Origin of the sequence: Mycolicibacter heraklionensis, from assembly GCF_001021505.1 — a bacterium.
In the GTDB taxonomy this organism is placed as follows: Bacteria; Actinomycetota; Actinomycetes; order Mycobacteriales; family Mycobacteriaceae; genus Mycobacterium; species Mycobacterium heraklionense.
In genome coordinates, this window is sequence record NZ_LDPO01000031.1 from 14,458 (window position 1) to 28,674 (window position 14,217).

12 protein-coding genes are annotated in these 14,217 nt (G+C 68.5%); 6 read left to right on the forward strand and 6 right to left on the reverse strand.

Annotation, left to right across the window (positions count from 1 at the left end; translation table 11 throughout):
• Position 1: 1 nt before the first annotated feature.
• Together ABW16_RS22255 and rnhA are read left to right on the forward strand one after the other, a co-directional pair.
• Entirely contained in the window at positions 2 to 628 is a 627-nt protein-coding gene (locus ABW16_RS22255; RefSeq protein WP_047321378.1) for a VOC family protein, read from the forward strand.
• A complete protein-coding gene (gene rnhA, locus ABW16_RS22260) occupies positions 625 to 1,095 on the forward strand; it encodes a ribonuclease HI (RefSeq protein WP_047321379.1) in 471 nt (156 codons plus the stop codon). Before ABW16_RS22255 ends, rnhA begins: the two co-directional genes overlap by 4 nt.
• A gap of 3 nt (positions 1,096 to 1,098) precedes the next feature.
• On the opposite strand, the gene ABW16_RS22265 is transcribed toward rnhA, so the two are convergent.
• Genes ABW16_RS22265 through ABW16_RS22275 form a run of 3 tightly spaced genes read right to left on the reverse strand, consistent with a single transcriptional unit; the run spans position 1,099 to position 6,036 of the window.
• A complete protein-coding gene (locus ABW16_RS22265) occupies positions 1,099 to 1,299 on the reverse strand; it encodes a hypothetical protein (RefSeq protein ID WP_047321390.1) in 201 nt (66 codons plus the stop codon).
• Positions 1,300 to 1,310: 11 nt separating this feature from the next.
• Positions 1,311 to 4,634, reverse strand: a complete 3,324-nt coding sequence (locus ABW16_RS22270; protein ID WP_047321380.1) for a LuxR C-terminal-related transcriptional regulator — start codon at positions 4,632 to 4,634, stop codon at positions 1,311 to 1,313.
• Between the two features lies 1 nt (position 4,635).
• The gene (locus tag ABW16_RS22275; protein WP_047321381.1) at positions 4,636 to 6,036 is read right to left on the reverse strand and encodes an FAD-dependent oxidoreductase; all 1,401 of its coding nucleotides are present in this window, start codon (positions 6,034 to 6,036) and stop codon (positions 4,636 to 4,638) included.
• Positions 6,037 to 6,188: 152 nt separating this feature from the next.
• Here ABW16_RS22275 and ABW16_RS22280 point away from each other — a divergent pair, with 152 nt between their 5' ends.
• Positions 6,189 to 6,737, forward strand: coding sequence for a hypothetical protein (locus ABW16_RS22280; protein ID WP_233424853.1), 549 nt, complete (start codon positions 6,189 to 6,191; stop codon positions 6,735 to 6,737).
• A 6-nt stretch (positions 6,738 to 6,743) separates the two neighbouring features.
• On the opposite strand, the gene ABW16_RS22285 is transcribed toward ABW16_RS22280, so the two are convergent.
• From ABW16_RS22285 to ABW16_RS24030, 3 genes are all read right to left on the reverse strand, one after another.
• On the reverse strand, positions 6,744 to 7,481 hold the full coding sequence (locus ABW16_RS22285; RefSeq protein WP_047321382.1) for an SDR family NAD(P)-dependent oxidoreductase: 738 nt from the start codon (positions 7,479 to 7,481) through the stop codon (positions 6,744 to 6,746).
• A 1-nt stretch (position 7,482) separates the two neighbouring features.
• Positions 7,483 to 9,414 carry a flavin-containing monooxygenase gene (locus ABW16_RS22290; protein ID WP_047321383.1) on the reverse strand — a complete coding sequence of 644 codons (1,932 nt, stop codon included), beginning with the start codon at positions 9,412 to 9,414 and terminating at the stop codon, positions 7,483 to 7,485.
• Positions 9,415 to 9,513: 99 nt separating this feature from the next.
• Complete coding sequence (locus tag ABW16_RS24030) at positions 9,514 to 10,263, reverse strand: sensor domain-containing protein (RefSeq protein WP_052957054.1); 750 nt, start codon at positions 10,261 to 10,263, stop codon at positions 9,514 to 9,516.
• Positions 10,264 to 10,541: 278 nt separating this feature from the next.
• On the opposite strand from ABW16_RS24030, the gene ABW16_RS22300 reads away from it, so the two are divergent.
• From ABW16_RS22300 to ABW16_RS22310, 3 genes are read left to right on the forward strand one after another with little or no spacing between them, the layout of a single operon-like run.
• The gene (locus ABW16_RS22300; protein ID WP_047321384.1) at positions 10,542 to 11,186 is read left to right on the forward strand and encodes a rhomboid-like protein; all 645 of its coding nucleotides are present in this window, start codon (positions 10,542 to 10,544) and stop codon (positions 11,184 to 11,186) included.
• 32 nt (positions 11,187 to 11,218) lie between these two features.
• Positions 11,219 to 12,640, forward strand: a complete 1,422-nt coding sequence (locus ABW16_RS22305) for a bifunctional ADP-dependent NAD(P)H-hydrate dehydratase/NAD(P)H-hydrate epimerase (protein ID WP_047321385.1) — start codon at positions 11,219 to 11,221, stop codon at positions 12,638 to 12,640.
• A 12-nt stretch (positions 12,641 to 12,652) separates the two neighbouring features.
• Positions 12,653 to 14,041 carry a glutamate decarboxylase gene (locus tag ABW16_RS22310; RefSeq protein ID WP_047321386.1) on the forward strand — a complete coding sequence of 463 codons (1,389 nt, stop codon included), beginning with the start codon at positions 12,653 to 12,655 and terminating at the stop codon, positions 14,039 to 14,041.
• Positions 14,042 to 14,217: the final 176 nt, after the last annotated feature.

Consider the following 14,217-nt stretch of genomic DNA (forward strand, 5'->3'; position numbering starts at 1 on the left):
CATGTCCGTCACCGTCGACGAACTCCATCTTGCCGATCCGGCTGACACGTGGCGGTCGGCCGGGTTCAGCGTGGACCCCGACAACGTCTGCCGGGTGGGGGAGGTTCGGCTGCGGCTGACCGGAGGCGGCACCGGCATCCTCGGGTGGGCACTGCGGGGCTTGTCCCAGGACGGCCCGCTCGACGGTATCCCCACCTCCCGTTCCGCCGCGGCGGCCGCCGAGCCGGCCGCGCATCCGAACGGCGTGACCTCGATCGATCACGTTGTGCTGTTGTCCCCCAACCTGTCTCGCACCGTCGAGGCATTGGCTGCCGTCGGGCTGCAGTCGCGTCGGGTACGCGACGCCGAACTCGGCGGCCGGCCGATGCGGCAGATCTTCTTCCGGCTGGGTGCGGTGATCCTTGAGGTCGTCGGGTCGCCCGACACGGTGGCGGCCGGCCCGTCGTCGCTGTGGGGTATCACCTACGTCGTCGCCGATATCGAGGCGACGGCGTCGTTCTTCGGCGAGCGCACGTTGCCGGTGAAGGACGCCGTGCAGCCGGGTCGCCGGATCACCACGCTGCGGCATCGCGATCTGGGCATGTCGGTCCGCACCGCGATGATCTCGCCGCCTATCCTCAGCCGATGACCGAATCCACCGATGACGTGGTCGTCATTCACACCGACGGTGGGTGCCGGCCCAACCCGGGCCCCGGTGGTTGGGGCGCGGTGCTGCGCATGCGCCACCACGTTCGCGAGATGTGCGGTGGCGAGCCCGGCGAGACGAGCAACAACCGGATGGAGCTGACCGCTCCGATCGTGGCGCTGGAAGCCCTCACCCGGCCCGTGGTGGTACATCTGCACACCGACAGCACCTACGTCCGCAACGGCATCACCAAGTGGGTGTCAGGCTGGGAACGCAACGGCTGGCTGACCGCCGCCAAGCAGCCGGTGAAGAACGTCGACCTGTGGCAACGGCTTCAGGCCGCCTGCGCCCGTCACCAGGTCGAGTGGTTCTGGGTCAAAGGCCATTCGGGGGTCGCCGACAACGAGCTGGCCGATGCGTTGGCGACGCGGGGTCTACGGGAAGCGATCGCCGAGGCGGCGAGAGCCTAGGAGTCAGCCGCCCACCGCGAAGAGGTAGCCGCCGATGCCCGCGGCGCACGCCGCGGCCGGGCAGTAGTCCGTGAAGGCCATCATGAATACCCCCAGGACCGCAGCCGCACCACCCCCGACGACCGTCAGGACCAGTGCTGCGATAGACCCGGCGAGATCCGTCCGCGAGATCGGCGGCCTCGGCGGTGGGTAGCTCTGGGACATCCTCGGTGATGCTACCGATGCTCGTGCTCGGTGTGGCGAAGTGCCTCGCGGGCCAGCTGCACTCGGGTGGCCAGACCGAGCTTGGCGTAGACATGGGTGAGGTGGGTCTGTACCGTCCGCGGCGAGATGAACAGCTGCGCACCGATCTCTTTGTTGCCGAGTCCTTCGCCGGCCAACCGGGTCACCTCCAGTTCGGTCGGAGTCAGGGAACCCCAGCCGCTGGACGGGCGTTTGCGTTCGCCGCGTCCGCGTTGCGCGTAGCAGATCGCGTCGTCGGCGGACAGTGCGGCTCCGTCGGCCCAACAGTCGTCGAACACGGTGTCGGTCAGATCCTTTCGAACACGTTTCAGAGCCGAGTCGACCCACGGCCGGTAGATGGAGAAGCGAACAGTGGCCATCCGCCGGCGAGCGGCATCGGCCGCGCCGAACAGCCGAGCCGCCTCCTGAGCGCGGATCGCGGGCAACGATGCGACGCATTCCAGGGCGTCGGGGACGAAGAGGAAAGCGCCGACAGACGCTGCGGTGCTCAGCGCGTCGTAGGCATCGCGCTCAGCCTGCTCCAGATCGCTGTGGGCGACGGCGAGGTGGTAGCGGGTGGTCAGCGCCATAGCGCGATAACCACCTCCGGTGACCGACACCGCGGCGTCGGCCAGGCAGCGTGCCGTATCCAGATCGCCTTGGAGCCAGGCGATCTGCGCGGCCATATTGGGGTCGAGAATGCTTCCGGCCTGGCTGGGGCCGTAGGAGCGGGTGGCCGAGTCGCTGGCGGGAACAGCGGGCGTGACGTCGCCGGCGGACAGGTTAACAAAGGCCAGTGACGCGTACGCGATACCGGCATGGGCCGGGTTGAACTCTGCCGTGACCAAGTCGATAGCGGCGTGGACGTTGGCCAGGGCGGCGGTGGTGTCGCCCCGGTAGGCCAAGGTGTTGGCGAGTATCACCCGCGCGGAGCATTCGCTGAGGATGTCATGCGCCGCAGCGGCTTCGGCGATGACGCCGCTCACCAGGTCGACAGACGTGTCGAGGTTGCCCTGAAACGTATGCGCGAGGCCGAGGAACCAGCCGCAGGTGCGGGAGAGGTAGCCATCACCGGTCGCGTCGGCCAGCGAGCGCGCCTGCTCACCGACCGAGCACGTCGTCGTGGGGGCGCCTTCGCCCATGGCTGCGGCGTAAGTCCGCCACGTCAGGGCTTCGGCCAGGGTCCAGGTGTCGCCGGTCTGCCGGGCCAGGGTGACCGCTTCGGTCAACGCTGGCACGGCGATATCGGCGTTGTAAGCGGTGATACCGCCGTAGGCGGCCAGGGTGCGGGCCAGCAGCACCGGGTCGCCGATGTCGCGGGCGATGGCCAAGGCCTGCTCCGCGCGATCCAGGCGATCGGTGACCCCCACAATGGCGTCCAGGGACACCCTGCCGGCCAGTGCCCGCGCATAGACACCGGGATCGATCCGGCTGGGGCGGGCGTCGTAGTCGGCGAGAGCGGAGTCGAGCCAGGCCATTCCTTCGAGCTGGCGGCCTCCGCTGCGCCACAGCGGCTGCAGCGACGCGGCCAGGGCCAGAGCGGCTTCGGTGTCGGCGGTGTCATGGCACCAGGCGAACGCGGCCCGCAGGTTGTCGATCTCGGACTCGACCTGGTTGAGTCGTCGTTCGTGGCCGGCGACCGAGGGCGCGTCGAGTGCGGCGGCGATTCCGGCGTAATGGTCGCGGTGCCGCGTCCGCAGGGAATCGGCCTCGCCAGAGTCGCCGAGCTTCTCCAGTGCATACTGGCGCACCGTCTCCAAGAGTCGGTATCGCGTTCGGCCGGTAGTGTTTTCGGCATTCAACAGAGACTTGTCCACCAGCAGGGTGAGCAGATCGACCACTTCGTAGTGGTGCACCTGCCCGCCGGCGGCCACCGCTTGAGCGCCGTCGAGGTCGAAGCCGCCCGAGAACACCGAAAGCCGCCGGAGCAGCACCCGTTCGGGATCGCTGAGCAGCGCATGCGACCAATCCACGGATGCCCGCAGGGTCTGCTGGCGCCGCACCGCGGTGCGCGATCCGCCGGTCAACAGCCGGAAGCGATCATGCAGGCCATCGACGATCTCGGTCAGTGACAGGGCGCGCACCCGCGCTGCGGCCAGTTCGATGGCCAGCGGCATGCCGTCGAGACGTCGGCAGATCTCGCATACCGCCGCCGCGTCGTCGCCGACGACACTGAACTCCGGACGCGCGAGCCGGGCGCGGTCGACGAACAGTTCGACTGCCTGGCTCTCGACCGCGAGTGGGGGAACCCGGCGTGTCTGTTCGCCGGCCACCGCGATGGGTTCTCGGCTGGTGGCCAACAAAGTCAGTGCCGGGCACGCGGCCAACAGTGTGTCGAACAGGGCGGCGCAGGCGTCGATCAGATGCTCACAATTGTCGAACAGCACGAGCATCCGACGATCGGCGATGCAGTCCACAATGGTGTCCACATTCGAGCGGCCCGGCTGATCCGGCAGGCCCAGTGATCGGGACGTCGCGACCGTCACCAACGCCGGGTCGGTGATCGGCACCAGGTCGACGTACCAGATCCCACCCGGGTAGTCACCGGCCATCTCGCCCGCGATCTGCGTTGCCAGGCGGGTCTTTCCGACTCCACCGGCGCCGGTCAGGGTGACCATCCGGTTGACGTCCAACAGCTGCCGTACGTCGGCCATCTCGTCGGTCCTGCCCACGAAACTGGTGCGTTGGTTCGGCAATCGGTACGCGCCCCCGGCTCGGGAGACTCGCAGCTCCGGAAAATCGTTGGGTAGGTCGCGGTGGCACAACTGCACGACTCGCTCCGGGCGGGACAGGCCGCGCAGGACATGGGTGCCAAGATCATTCAGCCAGACGCCGTCGGGAAGCAGATCGGCGACCAAATCTGCTGTGGTTCCCGACAATACGGTCTGACCCCCGTGCCCCAATTCGCTCAGCAGGGTGGTGCGGTCGATGGCCGTTCCGGTGTAGTAGCCCGCGTCATCCAACTGCGTCTCGCCGGTATGCAGGCCGATTCGCAATCGGATCGGGGCCAGCCGAGATCGTTGCAGATCCAGTGCACATGCCACCGCATCGGACGCGCGGGCGAAGGCGATCACAAAGCTGTCGGCTTCGCGCCGATCGACCGGACAGACGCCATGGTGGGCGCTGACCAAACGGCTCAGCGTGCCATTCAGATCGGTGATCGCGCGGCCCATCTCATCCGGCTGGTTCTGCCACAACTCGGAGGCGTCGTCGACGTCGGCCCGCAGCAGCGTCACGATGCCGGTCGGTACAAGATCGCTCACGCCACCTGCGCTCCACTCCCAGGACACCACCGTCACCGGTGGAATCTCGCTCATGTTAGCCAGCGTCAACCGTTTCCGGAACGTGTTGGGCACGGCCGACATCGGCGGTTCGGGTCCGTCGCCTGCGATGGGCTTGCGCCACCCGGGCGACGAAGGCGGGCCGCAGCAGCCGCGAGGGCGGGTCGATCATTCCGGTCAGCCGCGCCAGTTGGCCGGAGACCAGCGGGTCCGTCTCGGCAGCGGTCATCACCCAGTCGAGGTAGGCGTTGGTGAGCCGCATCGACACCGGACGCGGACCCTCCACCTCGGGCAATGCCAGATCGGAGCCGACCGCGGTCTGCCAGGCCACCCGGACCTTCTTCGCCGCGGCACGGAAGAACCGTTGCGGCCGATCCTGGTCGCCGCGGGTCAAACAGTCCCGCAACACCAGAGCTTCCATCGCTGCTACCGTCATCCCCTGGCCGTAGATCGGGTTGACGCTGCACATCGCATCACCGACCACGAGCAGACCACGCGGGAACCGGCGCATCCGGTCGTAACGGCGCCACCGGCTGGACGGAATCCGGTAGCGGGTCACCTCGCCCAGCGGTTCGGCCGCCGCCCAGGCCGCCAACGCGTGTGGCGGCGCGAACGGCGCGGCGAAGGCGATCAACTCCTCCCGCGTGCCGGGTGGTTGCGTGCCGGTCATACCGCTCACCAGCACCATCACGGTTCCGTCTTCCTGAGCGGTGCACGCGAAGGTCGTGGGCCGGCCGGGTTCCGGGCCGATGAGGATCAAATCCTCCGGCAACGCGCCCGGCCGAAAACGCAGCGACTGGCTGGCATAGGTCAGTCGGATCACCAGCTCGTCCTCGGGGGGCCGACGGTAGCCGAGTGCGTCCAGAAACACCGGAGTGCGAGAGCCCCGTCCGGTCGCGTCGACCACCAGTTCGGCGTCCAGCTCCTGCTCCGTGCGGCCCGCGCCGACGCGAACGCCGGTCACCCGGTCGCCGGCTTCGGTGGCGGTCAACCCGAGCACGGTGTGCCCGTCGAGGACCGTGACATTCGGGATGGCCGTCAACCGGCGTCGTACCTGGTGTTCCAGCAGCGGCCGGCTGGGAAAGTACAGCGAGTTCGCCACCGTCTTGGGCAGCGTCCCGTGCTGAATTGACTGGTGCCCAAGGTATTTGATGCACAACCGGGACAGATCGCCGTCGTCCCACGTCGGAACACCCCGGTGCAGCAGTTCGTCGAGGATGCCGGGAAACAGCTCCTCCAGAATCTCCGTGCAGCGGGCCAGCGGGATATGGGCCTGACCGCTCTGTGGTACGCCGCGCCGCGGAGTGGCGCTGTCGCACAGCACATCGCGCTCCACGATGGTCACGTGTTGATAGAAGTCGGCGAGCACCCGAGCCGCGAGCAGTCCGGCGATGCTGCCGCCGAGGACGACGGCGTGGTTTCCACTGTGTGTGCTCATCGGGGTTCCTTTCAGATGTCGCCTGAGTCGACTATCTGGGTGCAGGAGTCGGGAAACATCCGCCAATGCGCGTAGATCGGTTCCGGGCGACATTGACCCGCGCGCCCGCCGCTCGTAGTTTGAAGATCTGACGGCGAACAGGGAGGCTTCGCGTGGCGCGGCGGGTATTGGCAGTGGCGGTCACCTCGGTGGCCCTGCTGATGGCAGTGCCGAACGCGCTGGCGGCACCGGGTATCCCCGATGTGGACTCCCTGATCGATGACAGCGGACCGCTGCCCGATTCAGTCAGCGACCTGCAGAAGGTTCCCAACGCGGTCTTCGCCACCGACTCCGGGCTGGTCTGCACGCTGCGGCAGGGCCGGATCACTCATGACGTCCACTGCGCCGGCGACATTCCGGGGGCGCCGCGCGACGCCGGGGCGGTGGAGCTGCCCGGGATCTACGGGAAGGAAAGCATCCCGGCGCGTTTCCTTCCCGGCCCGCCCGACGCCCTGGTCGCCGCAAGCCCGCCGGCCGCAAAGCTTCCGGTGGGCCACAAGATCGTGTTCTGGGATTTCCCGCCCGCGCAGTCGATGGTCTGCGGGGTTCCGCCGGCCACCGACCTGGTCTGTGTGCTCAGGGAGCCCCAGGATCCCGGCGCGGTGAGTCCGGTGGTCACCCACGGCTTCGTCATCGCCGCACCGCAGAGCTGGGTTTTCTAGACCGCCTCACGGATGCCGGGCGGTGACTCCACCGTCGACGACGATCTGGGTTCCGGTGATGAACGACGCCCGCGGCGACATCAGGAACGCCACCGCCTGGGCGACCTCCGCCGGTTGACCGATACGTCCCAGCGGCGCAGCGGCCACAAAGCCGGCCGCGACCTCTTCGACGTCGAGCGCGATCTGCAGCATCGGGGTTTCGATGAAGCCCGGGCAGACCGCGTTGACGCGGATTCCGGCCGGGCCCAGCTGGGCGGCCATCGACCTGGTCAGCCCCAGCAGCCCGGCCTTGGAGGCGCAGTAGGCCGGGATGAACGGGTTGGCGGTCAGGCCCTCGATGCTGGAGATACCGACCACGGCCGGGTCGCCGCCGGCCCGGGCGACAGCCTCCAGGTGCGGCAGCATCAACTGCACCAGCATCGCCTGGGCGCGCAGGTTGACATCCATGACGGCATCCCAGGATTCGCCGGTGTAGGCGCCCACCGGCTCGGGCAGCACCCGGCCCGCGGCGTGCACCAGCCCGTCGATTCCGTCCAGCGCCTCGGCTGCCGCCGCGATCGCAGCGGGCATCCCGGCGTCGTCGCAGACGTCGACCACCGCACCGGGCATCCCCAAACTCTCGGCAGCGTCCCGGACGGTCGGGGCGATGTCCCACAACGCGACCCGGCGGCCGTCGGCCACGAGCGCCTCGGCGCAGGCCCGGCCGATTCCCGATGCTGCTCCGGTGACGACAACTCCGCTCACCTCAGCGCTCCTTTGCGACGACGAACTGCGACCAATCCGGTTCACGAACCGCCGACCAGTACTCGTCGAGCCGCCACGGGCTCACGGTGTGAATCTCGCCGTCGGCGTTCTTGAAGTAGGAATGCTTGACCGCCGGATGCGCCCACACCGTCTTGGTGATCGCGGCCTGGGTGGCCCGATGCCACTCGGTGGCCGCCTGCACGGTCGGCTCGATCGAGTGCACCCGCTCGTCGGCGAGCTTGGCCAGGCAGGCGTCGATGTAGCGCATCTCCAACTCGGAGTTGAAGATCAGGCTGCCGCCGTGCGCCAGATGCGCGCCGGGCCCGTAGAGCAGAAAGAAGTTCGGGAACCCGGGCACCGTGATGCCCAGATAGGCGTACGGTCTGCTGCCCCACAGCGCGTGCAGATCGACGCCGTCGCGGCCGGTGATGCGCATCGGCCACAGCACGTCGGTGTGCCGAAACCCGGTGGCGTACACGATCACATCCACCTCATGGTGGATGCCGTCTTCGGTCTCCACACCCTGCGGGGTGAGCCTGCGAATCGGGGTGCGGTTGAGTTCGACGTTGTCGCGTCGCAGGGTCTTGAGCCAGGTGCCGTTGTCCTGCAGGGTGCGCTTGCCGGTCGCCGGATAGTCCGGCAGCACCTTGGCCAGCAGCTCCTCGTCGTCGCCCACCTGGTCGGTGATCCAGCCGGTGAACATCTGCCGGGCCAGGGCGTTGATCTCGCTGACTGCGTAGTCCTGGTCGGGATAGTCCGGGTCCACGCGGGCGGCCTCCAGGCCCTTGTCGGCGCCGGGCCACAGCAGCAGGAAGCGGTACCAGCGGCCGTAGAACGGCAGGTGCTTCAACGCCCAGCGCACCCCGTCACCGACGGCGTCGTGATACATCGGGTTGGGAAACATCCACTGTGCGGTGCGCTGAAACACCGTGAGGTGAGCCACTTTTTCCGCGATCGCGGGGGCGATCTGAAATCCGCTGGCACCAGCGCCGATCAGCGCCACCCGCTTGCCGGTCAGGTCGACACTGTGATCCCACGCCGCGGAGTGAAACGACGGCCCGGTGAAACTGTCCGCCCCGTCGAGATCTGGCAGATGCGGCCGGTTGAGCTGGCCGACCGCGGTGATCACCGCGCGCGCCGGCAGCGTGGACACCGAGCCGTCGACGGTGCGGGTGGTCAAGGTCCAGGTTCCGCTGCCCTCGTCCCAGACGGCGTCGGTGACCTCGGTGCCCCACCGAACGTGGTCACCCAGGCCGTGTTTGGTGACCAGGTCGGTGAAGTAGGCCCGCAGCTCCGGCTGTTCGGCGAAGTAGTGGCCCCAGTCGTTGTTGGGCTCGAAACTGTAGCAGTAGAAGTGGTTCGCGACGTCCACCCGAGCGCCCGGATAGTCGTTCTCCCACCACGTTCCGCCCGGACCCTCGTTCTTCTCGACGATCGTGAAGGGAATCCCGGCTTGGGCCAGCCGGATTCCGGCCAGTACACCCGACTCGCCGCAGCCGATCACCACCACGGGCAGTTCCGCCGCGCGGGAGGGGTCCAGCGGCGCGGGACGGCGCGGGTCGACGCCTTCGAGGTCGAGTTCTTCGGCGAGCAGACCCAGGTAGGCGTCCGGTACGGCCTCGCAGGCCGCCCAGTCCATCATCTCCTTGACCAGCTCGGCGGGAAGTGGCGCTGGCTGCGGGCAGCCGCGGTCGCGGTAGTCCGCGATCACCGGCAGCGCTTCGGCGCGGGCGCGGGCCTTGTCCTCCTCGGACATGAACCCCTGGATCTCGTTGAGGAAGATCCCGTTCTGCTTGAAGTCCCGGATGAAACGGGGGTCGCCGGTGATGTGCACGCACGACAGCAACAAGGTGGGGATGGAGACCTGCTCGAGGGCCGCGGCGATCTCGGAATCGGTGGTGGTGAACGGTTCCCCGGCGTAGCGGTTGCGCAACGGCTCGGCCCTTTCCCTGTATTCGCTACTGTGCGACGCGAAATTGAGTCGGACGATACGCGAGGCGCAGGGGCGGATCAAGGATTGGGTGGCGCCGGCTCACCCGGCCGCGTCGACCTTCGGGGTGATCGAGCCGAGGATGTCCTGCGCCGCGTTGGGCGGGATGCTGTTTCCGCAGACGTCGGCCTGCGCGACGACGTTGTTGCGAATGGTCAGGGCGTCCTGGCATGACCAGCCGCCGCCGCCCTCGCTGATCGCGGTGGTCTTGACCAGCTGGTCGGACTCGGTGACCTCGGTGATGGTCCAGAAGACCCGCGGCTCGTTGTCGCCATTGGTCACGGTCATGTCCAGGGTGCGGCCGGCGCACCGTTTCCACTTGTCGCTCTGCTTCGTGTAGAAGGCCTGCGCGTTGTCCGCCCGCGGAAAGGTCGCCACCGACACCAGCAGACCGTGCTTCAGGTCGTGGGTGTCGATGTCGGGCGGGCTGTACCAGCGCTGCCAGCGGATCGCGGTCCAACCGGTACCGGCGTAGACGGGGCCCGAGGCGACCGAACTGATGCCCTGGCAGTCTGCGTCCACCACGGTGACCTCATCCATCGCGTCACCACTCATTACGACACCGAGTTCGGGATCGGCCACCGCCGCGGCGAGGGCCTCCTGGCGAGGCAGCAACCCCTCGATCTTGGAGACCGGCACCGGTGTGTTGTCAGGGGATGCCGACGCGGTCGCCGAGGTCCCCGTCTTTGCGGCGGGCCTGGCCTTGTCGTGCTGGCCACGCCCGGACAGCGTCACGGTGAGCACGACGCCGATCACCGCGATCACGGCGACCGCGGCCAACAAAGCCCACATCGCGCGGCGGTTGGGTCCTGGTGATCCCGGTGGGGGACTGCTGAGCCCAGGAGGTAACAGTGGCGGTGGGAACCCTCCGCCCGGGATCGGCGGGATGGGCCGGTTCATCGGCGGAAACGGAGGCTGATGGTACGGATTGGGAGTCGGACCGTGCGGTTCGCTCATAGGTGCCCCCACATGCCCTCGGGGCCGATCGCAGGCGGATGGCCCGATTTTTCCCAGAGGTTATCAGCGGTCGGTCTGTCCGTGTCCGCACCGACCATGCGACGCTGTACGCCGTGGCGGACGTCAGAACGCGCCTGGCCGCGGCGTGGCACTTCGTGCACACCGCGCCGCTGACCTACCTGTGGCTGGCGGCGCTGGGGGTCACCACCGTCATCCAGCATCTGGTCGGCCGGCGCCTGCACACCATGCTCGTCGAGCAATCCACCAACCTGCATCACCTGGCCACCGACCCGCTGGAGGTGTTGGTCTCCAGTCTGCTGTGGATCGACGGCAAGGACTGGTCGCCGTACCTGGTGCTGTTCACCCTGTTCCTGGCGCCGGCCGAACACTGGCTGGGGCACCTTCGGTGGCTGATGGTCGGATTGATCTCCCACGTCGGCGCCACCTATGTCAGCGAGGGTGCGCTGTACGTGCTGATCCACCTGCACCGGGAATCGGAGCGGCTCACCTACGCCCGCGACATCGGCGTCAGCTATTTCCTGGTCGGGGTGATGGCGGTGCTCACCTACCGCATCCCTCGGCCGTGGCGCTGGGCCTACCTGGCCGGTCTGTTCCTCATCTTCACCGTGCCCCTGGTCATCAATCCGGACTTCACCGCGATCGGCCACGCCGCCGCACTGATCATCGGGTTGTGCTGTTACCCGCTGACCGTCCACCATCCGCTGCGACATCACCCGAGCGCCGTCGGCGGCCACTAGCCTGACAATCGCGAGCAGGGCGAGGAGGGCAAGTGCGGCATTACTACAGCGTCGAAGTCATTCGCGCCGCCGAGGCACCGCTGTTGGCGAGCCTGCCCGACGGGTTGCTGATGCGCCGGGCCGCGTTCGGCCTGGCGACCGCGATCGGTCGGGAGCTGGCCGCGCGTACCGGCGGAGTCGCCGGGCGCGACGTGTGCGCGGTGGTGGGCTCCGGTGACAACGGCGGCGACGCGCTGTGGGCGGCCACCCTGCTGCGCCGACGCGGTGCGGCGGCCAGCGCCATCCTGCTGGACCCGGAGCGCGCACACGCCAAAGGGCTCGCCGCATTCAAACGTGCCCGCGGCCGGATCGTGGACACCGTGCCGCCCGCAACGGATCTGGTGATCGACGGCGTGGTCGGCATCTCCGGGCAGGGTCCGTTGCGACCGCACGCCGCCGAGATCTTCGCGGACGTCGACGCGCGAAGCATCCCGGTGGTGGCCGTCGACATCCCCAGCGGTCTGGATCCGCACACCGGCGCGGCGGACGGTCCCGCGGTGCACGCAGCGCTCACGGTCACCTTCGGCGGCCTCAAACCGGTGCACGCACTGGGCCAGTGCGGGCGAGTCGAACTCGTCGACATCGGCCTGGACCTGCCGGCCACCGACATGCACTCGTTGACCGCAGCCGACGTCGAGGCGTGCTGGCCGGCGCCGGGCCCGCGCGACGACAAGTACACCCAGGGCGTCACCGGAATCCTGGCCGGCTCGGCGACCTACCCGGGCGCGGCGATCCTGTGCGCCGGGGCGGCGGTGGCGGCCACTTCCGGTATGGTCCGCTACGCCGGAAGTGCTGACGCCCAAGTGGTTTCGCACTGGCCGGAGGTGGTGGCGGCGCCCAGTCCCGCGGCCGCCGGGAAGGTGCAGGCCTGGGCGGTCGGTCCCGGTCTGGGCACCGGCGAACAGGCTGCCGCCGCACTGTGGTTCGCGCTGAGCACGGATCTGCCGGTGATCGTCGACGCCGACGCGCTGACCATCCTGGCCGCCCACCCAGCTCTGGTGGCCGACCGCAACGCCCCGACGGTGCTGACCCCGCATGCCGGCGAATACGCGCGGCTGGCCGGGCACCCGCCCGGGCCCGACCGGGTCGGCGCGGCCCGCGAGCTGGCCGATCGATTCGGGGCGACGGTGCTGCTCAAGGGCAACGTCACCGTCATCGCCGACCCATCCGGCCCGGTCTACCTCAACGAAGCCGGCGGGTCGTGGGCGGCCACCGCGGGCTCCGGAGACGTGCTGTCCGGAATGGTCGGCGCGCTGCTGGCGTCCGGCCTGCCCACCGCCCAGGCCGCTGCCGCCGCCGCGTTCGTGCACACCCGCGCCGCCGCAGCCTCGGCCGCCGACCCCGGACCCGGCGATACTCCGACGTCGGCCTCGCGCATCCTGGCACACATCCGCACCGCCCTGGCCCAGCTATAGAGGAGAGTCGCAGTGACCCATTCCCACCCGTCCGTGCCGGCGCACACCATCGCTCCGGCCTACACCGGCCGGATGTTCACCTCGCCGGTCCCGGCGCTGCGGTTGCCCGACGACCCGATGGACCCGCAGACCGCCTACCGCTTCATCCACGACGAGCTGATGCTCGACGGCAGTTCCCGGCTGAATCTGGCCACCTTCGTCACCACCTGGATGGACCCCGAAGCGGCGGCGCTGATGGCGGAGTCGTTCGACAAGAACATGATCGACAAGGACGAATACCCGGCCACCGCTGCCATTGAGCAGCGCTGCGTGTCCATGGTCGCCGACCTGTTCCACGCTGAGAACCTGCGCGACGACGACCCCGCCAGTGCGATCGGGGTGTCCACCGTCGGGTCCAGCGAGGCGGTGATGCTGGGCGGGCTGGCGATGAAGTGGCGCTGGCGGCAGAAGGTCGGTGACGCTTGGAAGGGGCGTACCCCGAACCTGGTGATGGGCTCCAACGTGCAGGTGGTGTGGGAGAAGTTCTGCCGCTACTTCGACGTCGAACCCCGCTACCTGCCGATGGCCAAAGACCGCTACGTGATCACCCCCGAGCAGGTCCTGGACGCCGTCGACGAGAACACCATCGGCGTGGTCGCCATCCTGGGCACCACCTACACCGGGGAGCTCGAACCCGTCGAGCAGATCTGCGCGGCGCTGGACACCCTCGCCGCCGGCGGAGGGCCGGACGTGCCGGTGCACGTGGACGCGGCCAGCGGCGGCTTCGTGGTGCCCTTCCTGCATCCGGGTCTCAAGTGGGATTTCCGGCTGCCGCGGGTGGTCTCGATCAACGTCAGCGGTCACAAGTACGGCCTGACCTATCCGGGCATCGGCTTCGTGGTGTGGCGGGGCGCCGACTATCTGCCCGAGGAGTTGGTGTTCCGGGTCAACTACCTGGGCGGGGACATGCCGACGTTCACGCTGAACTTCTCCCGGCCGGGCAACCAGGTCGTCGGCCAGTACTACAACTTTTTGCGGCTCGGTCGCGCCGGCTACACAGAGGTGATGCGGACTCTGTCCGACACCGCCCGCTGGCTGTCGGATCGGCTGGCCGCCAGCGAACATTTCGAGGTGATCAGCGACGGTTCGGCGATCCCGGTGGTGAGCGTCCGTCTGGCCGGCGAGCGCGGCTACACCGAGTTCGACGTCTCCCACGAGTTGCGCACCTTCGGCTGGCAGGTCCCGGCCTACACCATGCCCGAGGGCGCCGAGGACGTCGCGGTGCTGCGCGTCGTGGTCCGTGAGGGGCTCTCGGCGGATCTTGCCCGGGCGCTGTTCGACGACATCATGAAATCGCTGACCGCCCTGGACCGGCTCAAGCCGGCGGGCCAGTACGACGACCAGCAGCACTTCTCCCACTGACCCGCGTCGTCTGCCCCGTCGAGTGTGCGTTTTCGTCGGCAAAACGGGTCTCAGACTCAAGTGATCGCTGCAACACCTGACCAGGAAGGGGTCGGTGCTGCATGGGTCACGAAACGGGGTTTCGGGGTTCGGGTGTTCATCTAGACGTTGAGTCGGCTGGGGCTGTTCGGGCGACG